15 protein-coding genes are annotated in these 16,949 nt (G+C 63.1%); 7 read left to right on the plus strand and 8 right to left on the minus strand.

The features are described 5' to 3' along the window. Positions 1–37 precede the first annotated feature (37 nt). From MTP16_RS10815 to MTP16_RS10825, 3 genes are all read right to left on the minus strand, one after another. The gene (locus MTP16_RS10815) at positions 38–685 is read right to left on the minus strand and encodes a hypothetical protein (protein ID WP_243519598.1); all 648 of its coding nucleotides are present in this window, start codon (positions 683–685) and stop codon (positions 38–40) included. A gap of 69 nt (positions 686–754) precedes the next feature. Then, entirely contained in the window at positions 755–1,462 is a 708-nt protein-coding gene (locus MTP16_RS10820; RefSeq protein WP_243519600.1) for a PspA/IM30 family protein, read from the minus strand. Between the two features lie 174 nt (positions 1,463–1,636). Continuing rightward, complete coding sequence (locus MTP16_RS10825; RefSeq protein ID WP_243519602.1) at positions 1,637–2,032, minus strand: YbjN domain-containing protein; 396 nt, start codon at positions 2,030–2,032, stop codon at positions 1,637–1,639. Positions 2,033–2,176: 144 nt separating this feature from the next. Here MTP16_RS10825 and MTP16_RS10830 point away from each other — a divergent pair, with 144 nt between their 5' ends. Continuing rightward, positions 2,177–2,968 (plus strand): XRE family transcriptional regulator, encoded by a 792-nt coding sequence (locus MTP16_RS10830; RefSeq protein WP_243519604.1) that lies wholly within the window; start codon positions 2,177–2,179, stop codon positions 2,966–2,968. 86 nt (positions 2,969–3,054) lie between these two features. Here MTP16_RS10830 and MTP16_RS10835 read toward each other — a convergent pair whose 3' ends face one another. Continuing rightward, complete coding sequence (locus MTP16_RS10835) at positions 3,055–3,702, minus strand: zinc ribbon domain-containing protein (protein WP_243519606.1); 648 nt, start codon at positions 3,700–3,702, stop codon at positions 3,055–3,057. 199 nt (positions 3,703–3,901) lie between these two features. Between MTP16_RS10835 and MTP16_RS10840 the strand changes: the two genes are divergently transcribed. Together MTP16_RS10840 and MTP16_RS10845 are read left to right on the plus strand one after the other, a co-directional pair. Further along, positions 3,902–4,804 (plus strand): helix-turn-helix domain-containing protein, encoded by a 903-nt coding sequence (locus MTP16_RS10840; protein ID WP_243519607.1) that lies wholly within the window; start codon positions 3,902–3,904, stop codon positions 4,802–4,804. An 82-nt stretch (positions 4,805–4,886) separates the two neighbouring features. Further along, complete coding sequence (locus MTP16_RS10845) at positions 4,887–5,723, plus strand: SDR family NAD(P)-dependent oxidoreductase (RefSeq protein ID WP_243519609.1); 837 nt, start codon at positions 4,887–4,889, stop codon at positions 5,721–5,723. 41 nt (positions 5,724–5,764) lie between these two features. Here the strand turns inward: MTP16_RS10845 and MTP16_RS10850 are convergent, their stop codons facing one another. Then, positions 5,765–7,987 (minus strand): TonB-dependent receptor, encoded by a 2,223-nt coding sequence (locus MTP16_RS10850; protein WP_243519611.1) that lies wholly within the window; start codon positions 7,985–7,987, stop codon positions 5,765–5,767. Between the two features lie 269 nt (positions 7,988–8,256). Here MTP16_RS10850 and MTP16_RS10855 point away from each other — a divergent pair, with 269 nt between their 5' ends. Both MTP16_RS10855 and MTP16_RS10860 read left to right on the plus strand, forming a co-directional pair. Next, the gene (locus MTP16_RS10855) at positions 8,257–8,952 is read left to right on the plus strand and encodes a helix-turn-helix transcriptional regulator (protein WP_243519613.1); all 696 of its coding nucleotides are present in this window, start codon (positions 8,257–8,259) and stop codon (positions 8,950–8,952) included. Positions 8,953–9,054: 102 nt separating this feature from the next. Further along, the gene (locus MTP16_RS10860; protein WP_243519616.1) at positions 9,055–9,459 is read left to right on the plus strand and encodes a VOC family protein; all 405 of its coding nucleotides are present in this window, start codon (positions 9,055–9,057) and stop codon (positions 9,457–9,459) included. A gap of 98 nt (positions 9,460–9,557) precedes the next feature. On the opposite strand, the gene MTP16_RS10865 is transcribed toward MTP16_RS10860, so the two are convergent. Next, a complete protein-coding gene (locus tag MTP16_RS10865; protein ID WP_243519618.1) occupies positions 9,558–10,244 on the minus strand; it encodes a spondin domain-containing protein in 687 nt (228 codons plus the stop codon). A gap of 423 nt (positions 10,245–10,667) precedes the next feature. Here MTP16_RS10865 and MTP16_RS10870 point away from each other — a divergent pair, with 423 nt between their 5' ends. Continuing rightward, a complete protein-coding gene (locus tag MTP16_RS10870; protein ID WP_243519620.1) occupies positions 10,668–12,296 on the plus strand; it encodes an FG-GAP-like repeat-containing protein in 1,629 nt (542 codons plus the stop codon). Between the two features lie 87 nt (positions 12,297–12,383). Here the strand turns inward: MTP16_RS10870 and MTP16_RS10875 are convergent, their stop codons facing one another. Continuing rightward, positions 12,384–12,800, minus strand: a complete 417-nt coding sequence (locus MTP16_RS10875; RefSeq protein ID WP_243519622.1) for a winged helix-turn-helix transcriptional regulator — start codon at positions 12,798–12,800, stop codon at positions 12,384–12,386. Between the two features lie 107 nt (positions 12,801–12,907). Here MTP16_RS10875 and MTP16_RS10880 point away from each other — a divergent pair, with 107 nt between their 5' ends. Further along, positions 12,908–13,771 carry an SDR family oxidoreductase gene (locus MTP16_RS10880; RefSeq protein ID WP_243519624.1) on the plus strand — a complete coding sequence of 288 codons (864 nt, stop codon included), beginning with the start codon at positions 12,908–12,910 and terminating at the stop codon, positions 13,769–13,771. 226 nt (positions 13,772–13,997) lie between these two features. Here MTP16_RS10880 and MTP16_RS10885 read toward each other — a convergent pair whose 3' ends face one another. Next, the gene (locus MTP16_RS10885) at positions 13,998–16,868 is read right to left on the minus strand and encodes a M16 family metallopeptidase (protein WP_243519625.1); all 2,871 of its coding nucleotides are present in this window, start codon (positions 16,866–16,868) and stop codon (positions 13,998–14,000) included. Positions 16,869–16,949 lie beyond the last annotated feature (81 nt).

Raw genomic sequence — 16,949 nt, forward strand, 5'->3', positions numbered from 1 at the left:
CCCCTTCCCCTGGAGGGGAAGGGGCCGGGGGATGGGGTTAAGAAGTCTGGTAAGGCTCCACCAAATAGCAGCGCCGGGCCGCGTCAAAGTCAATCACCAGCCCGGTTTCGCCCTTGCGAAGCGGGGCGCTGGTGCTGCGGATATTGAGCATGAGCGGGGCGCCGTCGATGCGGACGGATGCCTGGCCGAGGTGGTCGGCGGTGGCGGGCAGCAGCACGGTGCACACCTTGCCGATGACTACGGCGCCGCCGTCATGGTCCTTTTCGAGGGCGGTGAAGAGCTTCACGAAAGGCAGCGTGAGGAATTTGGCCACGAACAGGCTGCCGACGAACAGCGGCAGTAGAAAGGCCAGCCCGAGCAGGAGGGAAGTGTTGCCGGTGTAGTAATTGGCCAGAATGCTGCCCGCCCACAGCGGCAAAAACACGAAGCTGAGGAACACCATCAGCGGGATGCGGCCCAGGTTGAAGAAGGCCAGCGCGCCGTTGAGCCAGCCGGCGGGGGCGTCGTGGTGCAGGTCGCCGGGGTGGTGGAAGTGGCCGTGGTCGTCCACCTCCAGGTCAAGGTCCACCGTTTTCATGTCCAGCACACCCACAATCACCGTGAGCCAGTAGAGCAACACGAACACCAACAAGCCGGTGGGCACCAGATTGGGCGGAGCAATGGCAGCTTTTAAAAGGTCGGTCATGGGCATATGCACGGCAGCTTAAAGGTAGGAGAATTGAGAGAACTCCGTGGGCGGCCCGGCCCGTTTTGCTTATTCGGTGTAGCCAAGCTTCGCTTTTAGGGCTTTGAGGTCTTCGCTGGCTTTGCTGGCACCGGTGCTGCCGAGGGCCTTGTCAATTTCGGCGTCGATGCTTTTGCCAGACTGGGCAATTTCGCCGTACGATTCGGCCAGGGCCTCCTGCACGGCAATCTTTTCCTTCATGCGCTCAAGCAGCGCCACCGTGCCCGACGAGTCGAGCTGAGCCATCTGCTTGTTGATGGCGATGGTGGCGGTGCTCACCGTCACGCGGGCCTTCAGGGTTTTCAGCTCGTTTTCCCACTGGCTGATGGTTGTTTTCAGCGTGGCCACGTTCTGGTCCATCTGGGCGGCCGACTGCTCAAACTTTTCCTGGTCTGAAGCGGCGCGGGCGGCCTGGGCTTCGTTTTCGGCCTTCTTGAGCAGGGCTTCGCCAGCCAGCCGGTCGGCTTCGGCGGCGTCCAGCTCGCCGCGGTGGGCGCGCTGCAGCAGGAGCACAGCCTTGCTCTCGTAGTCGGCCGCTTTGGTGCGGAAGCCCTCGCCCTCGTTGCGGGCCCGGATGGCCATGGCCTTCACTTCGGCCAGGCCGTGCAGGCTTTTGTCGAGGTCCTGGCGCAGGTCGCGCAAGCCCTGCTCGGTCATTTTGATGGGGTCTTCAAGCTGGTTGACGGCCGCGTGGGCTTCCGACTGGCCGATTTTGAAGAGGCGGTTGAGGATGTTCATGGCGTTGATGTTTAAGATGATAGTTTAATTTTCGGCTACGATAACCCCACCCCCGGCCCCTCCCCTCGTGGGGAGGGGAGCCTGACGGCTTAATGAATTCTTCAGCTGACATCTGCTGACGTCTGGCTCCCCTTCCCCCGGAGGGGAAGGGGCCGGGGGATGGAGTTTCGCGGCCTACTTCGAAAACGAAATCAGTTCCTCCGAAAACTCACTCAATAGCAAGCCCAGAGAATTTACGCAGGCTTCGAGTTCGGCAACGTCGAGGGTTTCGATTTGCAGGGTGTCGCGGAAGATGAGCTTGCGGCCGGTGTCATCGAGGGCGAAGGCGCCGTGGATGATGTCGCGGTTTTTTTGCAGCAGGCGCTGGTACACTTCCAGCGAGGGAGCGGGCAGGTCGAGCAGGTATTGCTCCATAATCAGCAGCGGGTCGCCGCAGCCAATGACGAGGTTCTTGATGGCCAGCTCCGGCTTGTCGACCACGAACACGCTTTCCCGCTCGTCGGCGTGGCAGATGTCGAAGCCCAGTTCCAAAAGGTAGCCTTTGATGGTAGCGAAGTAAGGGTTGGTCATGCAGGAAAAGGTGGAATTGAAATGCTGCTCAAAAAAGTAGCGACACAGGAGAAGGCTTCGCCGGACTTGTGGTAGTTTTACGACGCAATAATAAGCAAAGTTTTGGATGTGCTCATGTTTTGAGCGAAATAATATTGCCGTAATATGTCATTCGTTGGTAAGAATATTCGCAAGCTTCGCACGGTTAAGAAGCTGAGCCAGGCGGCTTTTGCGGAATTATTTGGCTTGGCCCGGCCCAGCGTGGGGGCGTATGAGGAAGGCCGTTCAGAGCCGAAGATGGAAACGCTCATACAGATTGCTCAGCATTTTGGCTTGTCGGTAGACTTGCTACTTACGAAAGAGCTCACGGTAAATGAGCTGTACCACTTCGACATCTTTAAAGAGCAGCTGCAACAGCCGGTGGCCGCGCCGGCTCCCGTTGCCAAAGCCGATAAGCAACCCAACGTGACGCCCCTGGTGTACCGCAACCGGGCGCTGGAATACATCGTGCGCCACCACGACCCCGCCTTCATCGACGGGCTGCCGTGGCTGCAGCTGCCGCACCAGCTTGCGGGGCCCACGCGGGCCTTCGAGGTGTCGGGGGCCGACATGCTGCTGCACCGCCAGGGCCTGCGCCACCAGGACATTGTGCTGTGCAGCCGCATCGACAAAGCCAAGCCCCGCCTGAAAGCCGGCAACGTCTACGTCTTCGTCACCCAAAGCAAAGTTCTCATCCGCCGCCTGGCCGAGCGCCCCGAAGAAAACCAGCCCCTCCGGCTGCGCGCCGACAACCCCGACTACGGCAGCCAGGAGCTGGAGCTGCAGCAGGCGCTGGAAATCTGGGAGGTGAAGGGCGTGTTCACCACGCACCTGCGCGCGCCCGCGCTGCTCGATGAGCGGGTGGCCGAGCTGGAACGCAAAGTGGAAGAGCTGGCCGAGCGGCTGGATAACCGATAGCCGGCCCCGCACATGCTGCGCGCAGCGCTGTATCCTGGCGGCTGAACGCACCGGCGAGAAACGAAACCGGGATGGGTTTCAGCGGACTAGCCCTTCGTGCCGCACTCGGCGCAGAACTTTTGCTCGGGCTGCAGCTTTGCGCCGCAGCCGGTGCAGTGGCGCTCCTGGGGCTTGGCAGCGGGGTTGGGGGTGCCGCAGCTGCCGCAGAATTTCTGGTCGGCCGTGAGCTTGGCCTGGCAGTTGGGGCACTGCAGCAGGGCGTCGCGGTTCAGGAAATCGATGTTTTGGGTGTAGTCTTGCTGGCGCGTTTTATGGCGAATTTGCTCTTGGGTGGCCTGGGCCTGGTGGGCGCGCAGCTCCTCCTGCTCGTCGGGGGCGCAGTCTTCGCAGAGGCCGGCGCTGTGGTTCCAGCAGGCATCGGGGCACACCCAGTGGCCGCAGCGGGTGCATTGCTTGAACTGCTGCTTGCCCTCGGCCACAGCCTTTTGCAGGGCTTCGTCGTGGGCCTTGCCGCCCACGGCGCGCTGGATGTGGTAAGCCGCATTCTCGGCTCCGCCCAGGCCGCCAAACAAACTGCCCGCCGCCTGCAGCAGGCTCCCGGCTATACCGATGGCGTTGGGCTGGAACCGCGACATGTAGCCGTTGCGGCACTTGTCGCAGTGAAACTTAAACTGAAAGCCTTTGTCGGTGGACAGGTCGTCGTAGTTGGCAACGAATTGGACGAGGTTGCTCATAGCGGAACGGGAAAGGGTATGGATGGACAAAAATAGAGGCAGCTCCGGTTTGGCGGTTAGGGAAGCCGGCATGCCCACTGCATCGCCGCGCGGCATTTTTTATTACAGCAATCAACTGTCGCTGCCATCACACGCATTGCCCGGCCCTCGAAGCCCAGCCTGGCGAAATCTGGTCATTTGATTTGCGTAGCTTCGGGTCATGGCCACTACCCACACCCTCGAAGACTTTTACCGCGTCAAAGTCAACTGGCTGCCCGACAACCTGCGCCAGGACCTCGGCCATTTCAACGTGTTTCGGCTCGATGACTTTGTGGGGCCAGCCGCGAGAAGCCTGCCGTATAGCCGCAAGGATTTCTATAAAATCACCTTCGTGGTGGGCCGGAGCACCTACCACTACGCCGACAAAAGCGTGGGCGTGGAAGGCAATGCCCTCTTCTTTTCCAACCCGCAGGTGCCCTACCATTGGGAGCCGTTTGATGAGCGGCAAAGCGGTTTTTTCTGCATTTTCACCGAGCATTTCCTGCAGCAGCACACCAGCATCCGGCTCTCCTATTTTCCCGTGTTTCAGCCCGATGGCCAGGCCATTTACCTGCTCGACGAAGCCCAGCAGGCCCATGTGCACCAGCTCTACCAAAAGATGTTCGACGAGCTGGATTCGGACTATGCCTTTAAATATGACCTGCTGCGGGCCTACGTACTCGAGCTGATTCACAGCGCCCAGAAGCTGCAGCCGGCCACCACGCTCTACCGCGGAAGCACGGCCGCTACGCGCATTGCATCGCTCTTTACCGAACTGCTGGCCCGGCAGTTTCCCATCGAAGTGAAAGGGCAGCAGGTGAAGCTGCGCACGGCGCAGGACTTCGCTGCGCAGCTGGCCGTGCACACCAACCACCTCAACCGCGCCCTCAAGGAAGTAACCGGAAAAACCACCACCCAGCTCCTGGCCGAGCGCCTGGTGCAGGAAGCCTGGGCCTTGCTCAAGCACACCGACTGGCCGGTGGGCCTCATTGGCTACAGCCTGGGATTTGAGGAGCCGGCGCATTTTAACAACTTTTTCAAGAAGCACACCGGCCACACGCCCACCGCCGCGCGGGTTGTTTGATTTTCGTAAGCATTGGTTTGAATGAGGCAAACGGGCGGGCCGGGGCCAGCCCGAACTTTGTGCTGTACTAATAGAACGATTTATGGACACCCCCCAAACCTGGTTTATCACCGGCGCCTCGCAGGGCCTGGGCTTGGCCCTGGCCACCCAGCTGCTGGCAGCCGGGCACCGCGTGGCGGCTACCTCGCGCCACTTGGCCGGCCTCACCGCCGCCATTTCAGAGCCCACAGCATCCTTCCTGCCGCTGGCCGTCGACCTGCCCAGCGAAGCCAGTGTGGCGCAGGCCATTGAAGTCACCCTTGCCACCTTCGGCCGCCTTGATGTGGTGGTGAACAACGCCGGTTACGGCATGGGCGGCAGCATCGAGGAAATGACCGATGCCGAAACCCGCCACAGCTTTGAAACCAACGTGTTTGGTGCGCTGAACGTTATTCGAAAGGCCCTGCCCCACCTGCGGGCGCAGGGCAGTGGGCACATCATCAACATTTCCTCCATTGCCGCCATGGCGGGCGCCACGGGCTGGGCTATTTATTCCGCGACGAAGGCGGCGATGAGTGCTTGCTCGGAAGTGCTGGCCCAGGACGTGGCCGATTTCGGCCTGAAAGTGACGGTGGTAGAGCCCGGCGCGCTCCGCACCAATTTCCTTGCGCCCGAATCTCTGGTGATGGCCCGCCAGCCCATTGCCGAGTACGAAGCCGTGCGCGCCTCCCACGCCCGCTACCTCACCATGAACGGCGCCCAGGCCGGCGACCCGGCCAAAGCCGCGGACGCCATCATTGGCCTGGCCAGTGAAAAAAATCCACCGTTACACCTGCTGCTCGGGACCGATGCCTACGAGCGGGCGCAAGCCAAACTGGCCTCACTCACTCAGCAGTTTGACACCTGGCAGGCCGTCTCAAAATCCATCGCCTTTGACTAAAGCCCGCGCCGGCGGCCACCAATAGCATTGAGCCAACTGCCCTACTCTCGGATAAGCTTCCAGTTCACCGACAGGTTGAACACGCGGCCTTCCACCGGCGCCCAGAGCTCGGGGAACGTAGGGTTGGCCCGGTCGCCGAACACCACGGCTTCGCGGCGGGTCTGGCGGTAGTCCAGCAGGTTTTCGCCGTTGAGGATGAAGGCCCAGGGGCCGGTAGCGTAGCGCACCAGGGCCGCCACAATGGGGTAGCCGGGGCGGGTGGAGCCGTCGTCGAGGTACTGGCGGCCGGTGTAACTGGCCTCGATGCCCAGCGCCAGGTGCTCGCCCACTTCCTGGGTGGCCACGGTGGAGAGCTTGTGGCGGGCGGCCAGGGGCACGTTGGGGTTCAGGGCGTCGTAGCGGCGGCGGGCGTAGGTGTAGAGGTAGCCGAGGTAGATTTCGGTGCCGTTGTAGCGCAGGCGGGCGTAGCTTTCCAGGCCCTGACTCACGGTGGGCGCGGCGGCATTGTACCAGCGCAGCGGCAGGAACGGGTCATTAGGGTCGATGGCCGCGGGTTGGGTGAGCGTCAGTGGGTCTTGCAGGCGGGTGTAGAAGAAGCCTTGGTTTAGGTTCAGGCTGAGGCCCGAGGCGAAGCGGTGCAGGTAGTTCACATCGCCGTTGAGGCCCTGGCTGCGCTCGGCGCCCAGGCCCCGCAGGGGCTGCACGCGAGTGATTTCGCGCTCGTCGAGGTCGTTCACGTAGGGCACGGGCACGCGGTAGCCGTAGCCGCCGTTCAGGCGCAGGGTGAAGTCGGCGCTGGCCTTAAAGAGCACGGCCAGGCGGGGCAGCAGGAAGGTGCCGTACCGGTTGTGGTGGTCGAGGCGCAGGCCGCCCTGCACGTTGAGGGCGGGCGTGAGCTGCCAGTCGTCCTGTACGAAACCGCCCACCGTGGCGTAGGTGTAGTCGTTGAGCAGGGGCGTGCGGCTTTCGGCCGGCAGCGGCTGGAAGTCCTCGCCCAGCACGTTGAGGCCGCCCACCAGCGTGTGGTGGCCGTAGCGGTGCAGGTAGCTCACCTCGGAATAATACGACAGCTGCCGGGCCGCGTAGGCCACGGTGTTGGTGCTCACCCCGCGCCGAAACCAGCTGGCGGTGCCTTTCACGGTGAGGCTGCCGCCGTTTGTGCTGTCCTGGGTGTAGATGAGGTCGGCGGAGTGGCGCTGGGTGCGGTTCGTGACGAAGAAGCGGGGCGAGGCGTCGGTGGTTTTGTTCTGCACCACGGCCGCGTCGCCGCCCTGGCGGTCTTCCACGGTGCCGGTGTAGCCAAGGGCCAGCTGGCCGTTTTTCGGATAATAAAACAGGCGCGGATGCACCGTGAAGTTGCGCAGCCGGGGCACGTCCACGAAGCCGTCGCCGTCCACGTCGGTGCTTTGCTGGCGGGTGCCGCCCGCAAACAGCGTGTAGCCCACCCGCTGGCCTCGCCCGCTGGCAAAGCCGTTGAGGTTGCTTTCGCGCAGCGTCGACTGGTTGGCCGTGAACGTGAGCTGCGGAGTGCCCAGCACCGGCGCCTTGCTCACCAGGTTTACCAGGCCCGCAATGGCGCCGCCGCCATACAGCGTGGAGCTGGAGCCCTTAATAAGCTCAATCTGGCGCAAATCGAGCGGCGGAATCTGCAGGATGCCGAACGAGCCTGAATAGCCCCCAAGCAGCGGCAGGCCGTCGCGCAATATCTGGGAATAGCGCCCCGGCAGGCCCTGAATGCGCAGGTCGGCATTGCCGGTAGTAGGGGAAGTGGGCTGAATCTGAGTGCCGGCCAGGTCGCCGAGCAGCGAGGCAATGTTGCCAGGCTTGATGCCGTTTTCCTCGGTCAATTCCTCCTCGCCAATCACTTCCACGCGGGTGGGCAGGTCTTCGAGGCGGGAGTTGGTGCGGGTGGCCGTCACCAGCACTTCTTCCTCAATGGCCTGGGCGCTGGCGGCCAGCTGCAGGATGAGCGGGGTGCCCGCGGTCGGGGCGGCCACCAGCCGCGCGCGGTAGCCCAGGGCCTCCACGCGCAGGCGGGTGCCGGGGGCCGGGGCGGGGGTGAGCACGGCCTCGCCGCGCACGTCGGTGGCGGCACCCACGCCGGTGCCGGGCACGCTCACGCTGCCCCCAATCACGGGCGCCTGGCTCAGCGAATCGCGCAAGATGACCGTGAGCGACTGCGCCCGGCCGCTGTCTGGCAACAGCCAGAATGCCAGCGCCAGCAGCAGGCCATTGCGCCGCCAGAAAGAAGTAGAAACAGCCATTAAGAAGAAGAAATGGTTGAAAAAACCGGCATACGGCAAACCGGCCCGTAGGGCCAAACCTCTTGCCCGGGTGGTGAAGGCGCCGTGAAGCACGCCGTCTAGCTTGGCGGTGCTTCACTGCGCGAGGGAAGCGCCTTGTCCCAACGGCTGATTCTTTCACGCCTGAAGTTCTTTCAGCAAGCCGCCGCTGAAGGCACCGACGCAGCTGGAAGGCCCCGAAACGGCTTAATTTGCACGGAAAGCCATTCTTCAGCCCTGCACGTAGCCCCATGAATCGCATCGACCGCCTGTTCGGCATCACCACGCTGCTGCAAACAAAGAAACACGTGCCGGCCGAGCAGATTGCCGAACGGTTCGGCATCAGCGTGCGCACCGTGTACCGCGACATCAAGGCGCTGGGCGAGCAGGGCATTCCCATCAGCTTCGAGCCAAACCGGGGCTACTTCCTGGTGCAGGGTTATTTCCTGCCGCCGGTTTCCTTCACCCCGGAAGAGGCCAATGCCCTGGTGCTGCTGGAAGCCATTGCCGGCGTGCTGGCCGATACTTCCATTCGAGCCCACAGCGCCACGGCGCTGCACAAAGTGAAAGCCGTGCTGCGGGCGCCGGCGAAAGACCGGCTGGAGCAATTCACCAGCCGCATCGAGCTGCACGTGCCCGAGTACGCGCCGGGGCCGGCCGACTACCTGGCCCCCTTACAATCGGCCATTGCCAGCCGGCACATTGTGGAGCTGGCCTATTGCGACAAAAGCGGCGTCGCCAGCCAGCGCCGGGTCGAGCCCATTGGGCTGGCTTTCTACAATTTTGCCTGGCACTTGGTGGGGTGGTGCCACCTGCGGCAGGACTACCGCGACTTTCGGCTGACGCGCATGCAGCAGCTCACGGCCACGACCAGCCCGTTCACGCAGCCGCAGCACATCACCCTCACCGAGTACATTGCCCGCCTGCACCGGCCGCAGGCGGTCTGATTTTTTTCTGGGGCGAAAATCGGACTGCCATAGGGCTGTCAGTGGGGGGCGCGTGCTTTGGGGCATCAATTCCAAACCCCCACTTTTTAACCGTTTTCGCTTATGAATTTCGCCTCCGTCCGGGTCATCACCGCCGACATCGACCGCCTTCTGCCGTTCTACGAGCAAGTGACCGGTATGCCCGCCACCCGCTTCACGCCCGATTTCGCCGAGCTGCGCACGCCCACGGCCACGCTGGCCATTGGCAGCACGCGCACCCTGCAGTTTGAGGGCGGCCAGGGCGCCCGCGCCGCCAGCAACCAGTCGGCCATTCTCGAATTCCGCGTTGCCGACGTGGATGCCGAATACCAGAAGCTGGCCGAAGTGCTCCGCGGCAGCGTGGTGCAGGGCCCCACCACCATGCCCTGGGGCAACCGCTCCTTCCTGTTCCGCGACCCCGACGGCAACCTGGTCAACTTCTTCGCGCCCGTCACGCCCGAGGCCATCCAGCGGTTTGAAGGGCGGTAGATAGCGGCCCAGGCTGCTCAGGTCAAAGCAACGAAAAGCCCCGTCGGTTACCGGCGGGGCTTTTTTGGGCGTGTTGGAAAGATTTTGCCAATAGAACATTATTTGATGCGTTCCAGCAGCCAGGTGCCCAAGGGCGGGCCATCGGGTGCGGTGCCTTGGGCGGGCGGCAGCAGGAGCGGGGCCACCGCGCCGCCGGGCAGCGTGGGCTGGTCGGGGGCGGTGAAGGTGGGGCCATTGTCGGTGCCGGCGTCGTAGGCGCGGGCGGGCACGCGGCGCTGCGTGGCCCATTGGCCGGTGGCGTCGAGCAGGTTCTCGGCTTCGAGGGCGGCAAACCAGTCGGGGCTGGGCGCAATCATCGTGACCAGGCTCAGGCGCGGGTGGGCGGCATCGAGGCGAATGGTGTCGGCCACGGCGCCCGGCGAATTGAAGTAGGGCGCTTCCATCGTGCGGAAAGCCACGCCGCTGCGTTGCAGGGCCGCTATTTCGGCGCGCAGGGCGGTATTGTTGCCTCGCTCGGCCATGTCCTTGATGCCGAGGCTGGCCGCCTGGCCGGGTTGGAACAGCAGCCCCCCGGCCGCGTGCGACGCCCCGATGACGTTTGAAAAGTGCGCGCCGGCCGGGAAGTTGGCATGGGTACCGGCGCTCCAGGTGGCCTCGAAGGTGACGCGGTAAAGGGCCGGGCCCGGCGTGGGCGCGGGCAGTATCTCGCCGGTATCGGCGGATTTAGAACAGGCCGCCAGCCCGACGACAAACAACGGCAAAAGGCGGTGGCGCGAACGAGGCATGGCGTAAGTGGAAAAGCAACCGAAGCACTTGCCAGGCCAGACGCCGGCTACTGACCATCCTTACGCCCAGGCCGGTGTTTTATTGTGAGGCCGTGAGCACCGAATGCCGCGCTGTCACGGCAATGCCAAGCTGACTGACCCGGTCCTGGCGCTGTTCAAGCAAGACGGCGGAAAGCCGTGGCAGAGCCGGAAAGGCCCGCCAGTTATTGGGCGGACTTTATCAATGAAAGCAAGTTGGGCAGCGCAGTCCGAGTCAAAGCGCAGCAGTGCTTCATCGGTGAAGCCTATGATACGGATAGGCGGCAGGCCAGCTGCGCCGGTAGCATAAGTCGGTAAGGTTTTGTTTGTCAACGGCGTTGGTGGTCCTTACATTAGCCGGCAGTTACTCCGCTGGAAATTCCTCACTGCCCCATCCCTTTCCGCATGAAAACACTGTCTACTCTTACTAGCTGCTTTCTGCTGGCGCTGGCCGGCCTGCTGGCGCCCATGACGGGGGCGGCCCAGGGTCCACTCTTTGCCCGGGTGGCAAACTATAACCCGGGTGCGTCCTGGGTGAAGGCGGTGGCGGTGGGCGATGTTGACAACGATGGCCAAATGGACATTGTAACGGCAAACCAGGGGACCGCCAATACGGTCACGGTGCTGCTGGGGCAGAGCAGCGGGGGCTTTGCCCGGAGCCTGCAGCTCCCCAGCGGCAACGGTACCCGCGATGTCGCGTTGGCCGACGTAAACGGTGATGGGCGACTCGATATTTTCACCGCCGCCGATTACGCAAGTGCCGTCGGGGTGCTGTTGAGCCAGGCCGGGGGTGGGTTCGCCCCGGTGGTGCTATACTCCACGGGGTTGGCCAGCAGTCCGCGGAGTTTGGCGCTGGGCGACGTCAACGGCGACGGGTGGCTCGACCTGGTTGTGGCCACGGGCGGCGATATTGTGGTGATGCCCGGGCTGGCCGGGGGGATGTTTGCGTCGGCAGTACACTATTCCACGGGCGTGGGTAGCAGCCCGCGGGGCCTGGCGCTGGGCGACCTGAACGGCGATGGCCGCTTAGATGTGGTCACGGCCGATTTTGCCAGCAATTCGGCTGCGGTGCTGCTGGGGCAGGCCGGCGGAACCCTGGGCCCGGCGGCGACATTCCCGGTTGCGGCTGAACCCACTTCCATCGCGCTAGGCGACCTGAACGGCGACGGGCGACCCGACTTGCTGGTGTCGCACGACGCAATAAGCAGCTACAGCGTCAGCGTGTTATACGCGCAGGCCAGCGGCGGCTACTCCCTCCAGCAGTATTACAATGACGGGAGTAGCTTCGACGTGGCGGCGGCTGATTTTAACGGGGACGGCCACCTCGACATTGTAGCCGTGGACCCTGCCTATCATGTCCATGTGCTGCTCTGGCAGGCGCCCAATACTTTTTCTCCCCCCACGCAGTACACCGCCGGCACTTTCCCCAATGACGTCGCGGTGGCCGATGTGAACGGAGACGGCCAACCCGATGTGGTGACGGCCAACAACAACGGCGGCACGATTGGGGTGTTGCTCAACCTGACTCCGGTGCCGCCGCCCGTCCTCCGCAGCGTGAGCCCGGCCAGTGGCCCGGTCGGCACCGTTGTCACGCTGACGGGTAGCTATTTGTCGCGGGCCTCGGCGGTGCAGTTTAACGGCGCGGCCGCGGCCCAGGTCACCGCCGTTTCGGCTTCCCAGCTCACGGTGGTGGTACCCGCCGGGGCTATTTCGGGGACTGTAACGGTGACCACGCCCAGCGGCGCGGCCACATCGGCCGGGACGTTCACGGTGTCGGCACCGTTGGCTTCGGCGGGGCCGCGTGCGGCCATGCTGGGCGTGCATCCCAACCCGGCCCGGGGCCAGGTCAGGCTGACTGTGCCCTCCGTTGCTCACGAGCGCCAGCTTTTCATCGTCGATGCCGTGGGCCGAACCGTGGCGCAACAGCTGGTGCAGCCCCACACCAGCGCCGTGGTGCTGTCTTTGGCGGGGCTGCCGGTTGGCGTCTACTCGGTGCAGTGCGAGGCAGCCAGGGCACGGCTACTTATCGAATAGAGTTGCTGGTATCTGTTCAAATTTAAAAAGCCCCGCCAGCTACTGGCGGGGCTTTTTGTTGGCGGCGCAAGGAGGCGCGCCGCCTGGTTACGCCAGGGCCTGCTCGCGGGCGCGCTGCTGGTACTTGGCCACGGCCGCGTCTTTGCCGGCCTGCAGTTCTTCCAGCAAGCCGGGGGCTACGACGGTGGAGCCGTGCCGGGCACCCCACAGCAACAGCTCCACAATGATGGGAACGGTATCCAGGCCTTTTTCCGTCAGGCGGTAGGTGAATTTCGATTTCTTGTCGGCGGCCACGGCCTTGGTTAAGAGGCCTTGCGCCTCCAGGAGTGCCAGGCGGTCGGCCAGCACGTTAGTCGCCATTTTCTCGGCTGACTGCAGGAACTGCCCATAGGTTGATTTGCCCGCAAACACGATGTCCCGGAGAATGAGCAGGGCCCATTTGTCGCCCAGCACATCAAGCGAGGTGCTGACCGGGCAGGTAGAACGCTGTTTTAGCTCTTTCATCACAATAAAATTATTTCACTTGCTATTTGCAAGCAATATGCAATATCTTTGCGCTATCACTTGCAAATAGCAAGTAAATATACGCGTTTTTTATTCCTCATACCATCATGATTTTAGTAACTGGAGCCACCGGTGGCCTGGGCCACGAAACCATCGACTTCTTGCTCAAGACCACCCCGGCCGCGGAAATTGCCGCCCTGGTGCGCGACGCCGGCAAAGCCACGGACCTCGTGGAGCGGGGCGTCGACGTGCGCCAAGCCGATTACTTCGACTTTCCCGCTTTGGTGCAGGCCTTCCAAGGCGTCGAGAAGGTGCTGCTGGTTTCGGCCGTGGCGTTTACCGACCGGGTGCAGCAGCACCGCAACGTCATCGACGCCGCCAAGGAAGCCGGGGTGAAGCACCTGTTCTACACCAGCATCCAGCGCAACTCGGACTTTGTGATGCCGCAGGTGACGGAAAGCGACCTGGCCACGGAAGCCTACCTCAAGGCGTCGGGGCTGGTGTACACCATTCTCCGCAACGGCTACTACTTCGAAGGCCTGGGCTACCTGATTGGGACCGAGGTGCCGGACGCGGAAATTCGTTTCCCGGCGGGCGAAGGCAAAATAGCGTTTATCAAGCGCACCGAGCTGGCCGCCGCCACGGCCACCCTGCTCACCAGCGAAGGCCACGACAACCAGGAATACACCCTGACCGGCAGCGAGGCCTATTCGTTTCACGACGTGGCCCGGGAACTCTCTGCGCTGGCAGACCGGCCCATTACATATAAAAGCAGCGAGACGGCCACCTACATCGCCCAGACGATAGCCGCCGGCTTCCCCGATTTCGTCGCCACCTTCTTTGCCCAGTGGGGTGATGCCGCTAAGCACGGCATGCTGGCCGGCACGGACGACACCGTGGAGCGCCTGCTGGGCCGCAAGCCCACGTCGCTGCGCGAGTACCTGAAAGCGACTTATTTCCCGAATGCCTGACCCTGGTGGCCAGTAAGGCGCCGCAATCGAAACGAAAAGCCCCACCAGTTGCTGGTGGGGCTTTTCGTTTCTATGAAGCTGTTTAGCAAATTATCAGCACGATGTAGAGACGCATATTTGCGTCTCGTCGTCCGCGCAAATCGGCTCATTTCGTTCATCGACGAGACGCAAATATGCGTCTCTACATCGTGCCAGCGACTTTTTGAACAATTTTTTTGCCCCGCGCCTAGTTCACCGGCTTGCCGGTGGCATCGAGCAGGGTGAGCTTGCCGTTGGCGAACTTCTTCACTTCCTCGTACTGGGTGGCTTTGTCGCCCACCACCACGTACACCAGGTCCTTCTCGGCCATGTACTTGCCGATGGTGGACTGGAAGTCGGCCACGCCCATCTTCATCAACTGTTGCTGGTCGTCTTCCAGAAACTTCGGCGACTTGTTGAACTTGCTGATGCGGCGCAGGATGCCCAGCTTCGCGCCCTGGCTTTCGTAGGCCAGGGTGTTGCCCTTCATGATTTTGCTTTTGGCCGTTTCCACGTCGGTGGGGCTGAAGGTGGGGCCGTAGTTGGTGAGCAGGTCGCGGATGAGCTGCAGCGAGGCCCCGGTGGCATTGGCGCGCACACTCGTGGACACCACGAAGGGCGCCATTTCCTGCTGTTCCTGCACCGCCGAGAAGGCTCCGTAGGTGTAGCCTTTCTGGATGCGCAGCAGCTGGGTGAGACGCCCGCTGGACCCGTTGCCGAGCAGAGCGTTGGCGAAGGTGGCCTTGGTCAGGTCGGGGTCGGTGCCGCGCAGGGCCAGCCGGCCGGCGTAGAGCACCGACTGCTTGGCGTCGGGCACGTCGATGAAGTACACGTTGCCGGCCGGCGCCTGGGCGGGAGCGGGCTGCTGGGCCACGCTCACGGGCTTGGCGGCCCAGCTGGTTCCCAGGGGCTTGAGCGCCGCGGCTACGGTGTTCTGGTCGATGGCGCCCACCACGTGCATGGCCGCGCCCGAGGGCGAAATGTTGGCGTTGTAGTAGGCCTTCAAATCATCGAGCGTGATGCCGGCCGTGGTGGCCAGCGTGCCCGACGTGGGGTAGCTCAGAATGTGGTTGGGGCCGTAGAGCAGGCGGTTGAAGTTTTGGCTGGCTATCACGGCCGCGTTGGCTTCCTGGCCTTTGAGGTTGGTGGCCAGGGAGCTTTTCAGGCGCGCAAACTCGGCCGCGTCCCAGCGGGGCTGCAGCAGCATTTCCTGCACCAGCGCCAGCGTGGGGCCAAAGTTGCGGGCCAGGCAGCGCGCCTGCACCCGAATTTCCTCGGCGGTGCTGTTCACCGAAATGCTGGCGCCCAGCAGGTCAATGGCTTCCTCCAACTGGGCCGGGGTTTTGCGGGCGGTGCCCTGCGTCAGCATCTGGGCCACCAGCGAGGCGGTGCCGGCCTTGGCCAGCGGGTCGAGGGAGTGGCCGCCGGGAATGGTGACGTCGAAGGTGACGAGCGGAATTTCGCGGTTGTCGATGCCGTACACTTTCAGGCCGTTGGCCAGTGAGGCGTTCCAGACGGCGGGCATCTTGAACAGCGGCGTTTGCAGGAAGCCCGGCTCCGAACGGTCGTTTTTGGTGACGGTTTTCTCAAATACGGCTTCTTTGCCCTGGCCCACGTCCTCGTTCTGCACGCCGGCCACCACTTTTTCCTGGTACACGGTGGCCAGCTGCGCGCCCGGTACCGCCAGGTTTTGCTGGCCCTTGGGCACCACGCTGGTCATCACGTAAGGCTTGCCCTTCAGGTATTGGTTGTACACGCGCATCACGTCGGCGCGGGTCACGGCCTGGGCCATTTGGGCGTCTTTGGTGAGGTGGGCCGGGTCGCCGGCAAACTCGTTGTCGCGGCCCATTTGCAGGGCCTTGCTCAGCACCGACTCCACGCCGGAGTACAGGTCGGTTTCGATTTTGGCGCGAATGCGGGCCAGCTCGGTGTCGGAAAAGCCCTGGGTTTCGAACCGCTTCAGGCCTTCCTCAATGGCGCTGTGCACCTGCTGCAGGCTGGTGTTGGGGTTGGCGCGCACCTGCACGGTGAATTCGCCGGCCAGCTCGCTGCTGTTCTGGTAGGCCACCACGCTGGGCGCCAGCTTCTGCTCCTCCACCATCACCTTATAGAGCGGCGAGGTGCGGTTGCCGGCCAGCAGCTCGCTCAGCACTTGCAGGGCGTAGGAGTCGCGGTGGTACTCCTGGATGCTGGGAAACACCATCTGCAGCTGCGGCAGGCGGGCAAAGTTGTCTTCTATATACAGCGACTTGGTTTGCGTGAGGCCGGCCGGACGGGGCTTGAGGGCCTGCACGGCCGGACCTTTCTTAATCTCGCCGAACCAGCGCTGCACCTTGGCCTTGGTTTCGGCAATGTTGATGTCGCCGGCAATGACCAGCGTGGCGTTGTTGGGGCCGTAGTACTGGTGGTAAAACTCCTGCACGTCGGGCAGCGTGGCGGCCTGCAGGTCGGGCAGCGAGCCAATCACCGTCCAGTTGTAGGGGTGGTCGGCGGGGTAGAGGTTTTTGCGCAGCACCTCGTTCACCGAGCCGTAGGCCACGTTGTCGTAGTTCTGGCGCTTCTCGTTTTTCACCACCTGAATTTCGCGGGCCAGAGCCTCGGCCGTCACGGTCTTAATCATGTAGCCGAGGCGGTCGGAGTCAATCCACATGATTTTGTCGAAGGCGTCCTTGGGCACCACTTCGTAGTACTGGGTGCCGTCGCTCCAGGTGCTGCCGTTGCGCTGCCCGCCCCACTCCTCAATGAGCTTGCGGTTGGCGCCCACGGGCGTGTTCTCCGAGTCGTTGAACGACATGTGCTCGAAGAAGTGCGCAAAGCCGGTTTTGCCGGGCTTCTCGCGGTTGGAGCCCACGTGGACCACCGTGGCGAAGGCCACAATGGGGTCGGAGTGGTCTTCGTGCAGCACCACTTCCAGGCCGTTTTCCAACGTGAATTTTTCGTAGGGCAGCGAAAAGGCGCCGGCCTTGGCCGCCGCCACCGGCTTGGGTTTGGCCTTTGCCTTAGTTTGGGCAGCCGCCGGGGAGGCCCCGCAGGCCGCCGCCAGGAGCAGGGCCGCCAGTATCGTAGTCTTATGGCGCATCTTTTTGATTTTAAGCGGGAAGAAGAGAAAGCAATATTAGCCGTTTTGGCAATAGTGTGATGAAACCGTTGAGTAGTTGCA

Origin of the sequence: Hymenobacter monticola (assembly GCF_022811645.1) — a bacterium.
In the GTDB taxonomy this organism is placed as follows: domain Bacteria; phylum Bacteroidota; class Bacteroidia; order Cytophagales; family Hymenobacteraceae; genus Hymenobacter; species Hymenobacter monticola.

Coding starts and splice junctions, on each gene's coding strand:
- MTP16_RS10815 (WP_243519598.1), bottom strand. CDS start 685: ATGACCGACCTTTTAAAAGCTGCCATTGCTCCGCCCAATCTGGTGCCC.
- MTP16_RS10820 (WP_243519600.1), bottom strand. CDS start 1,462: ATGAACATCCTCAACCGCCTCTTCAAAATCGGCCAGTCGGAAGCCCAC.
- MTP16_RS10825 (WP_243519602.1), bottom strand. CDS start 2,032: ATGACCAACCCTTACTTCGCTACCATCAAAGGCTACCTTTTGGAACTG.
- MTP16_RS10830 (WP_243519604.1), top strand. CDS start 2,177: ATGTCATTCGTTGGTAAGAATATTCGCAAGCTTCGCACGGTTAAGAAG.
- MTP16_RS10835 (WP_243519606.1), bottom strand. CDS start 3,702: ATGAGCAACCTCGTCCAATTCGTTGCCAACTACGACGACCTGTCCACC.
- MTP16_RS10840 (WP_243519607.1), top strand. CDS start 3,902: ATGGCCACTACCCACACCCTCGAAGACTTTTACCGCGTCAAAGTCAAC.
- MTP16_RS10845 (WP_243519609.1), top strand. CDS start 4,887: ATGGACACCCCCCAAACCTGGTTTATCACCGGCGCCTCGCAGGGCCTG.
- MTP16_RS10850 (WP_243519611.1), bottom strand. CDS start 7,987: ATGGCTGTTTCTACTTCTTTCTGGCGGCGCAATGGCCTGCTGCTGGCG.
- MTP16_RS10855 (WP_243519613.1), top strand. CDS start 8,257: ATGAATCGCATCGACCGCCTGTTCGGCATCACCACGCTGCTGCAAACA.
- MTP16_RS10860 (WP_243519616.1), top strand. CDS start 9,055: ATGAATTTCGCCTCCGTCCGGGTCATCACCGCCGACATCGACCGCCTT.
- MTP16_RS10865 (WP_243519618.1), bottom strand. CDS start 10,244: ATGCCTCGTTCGCGCCACCGCCTTTTGCCGTTGTTTGTCGTCGGGCTG.
- MTP16_RS10870 (WP_243519620.1), top strand. CDS start 10,668: ATGAAAACACTGTCTACTCTTACTAGCTGCTTTCTGCTGGCGCTGGCC.
- MTP16_RS10875 (WP_243519622.1), bottom strand. CDS start 12,800: ATGAAAGAGCTAAAACAGCGTTCTACCTGCCCGGTCAGCACCTCGCTT.
- MTP16_RS10880 (WP_243519624.1), top strand. CDS start 12,908: ATGATTTTAGTAACTGGAGCCACCGGTGGCCTGGGCCACGAAACCATC.
- MTP16_RS10885 (WP_243519625.1), bottom strand. CDS start 16,868: ATGCGCCATAAGACTACGATACTGGCGGCCCTGCTCCTGGCGGCGGCC.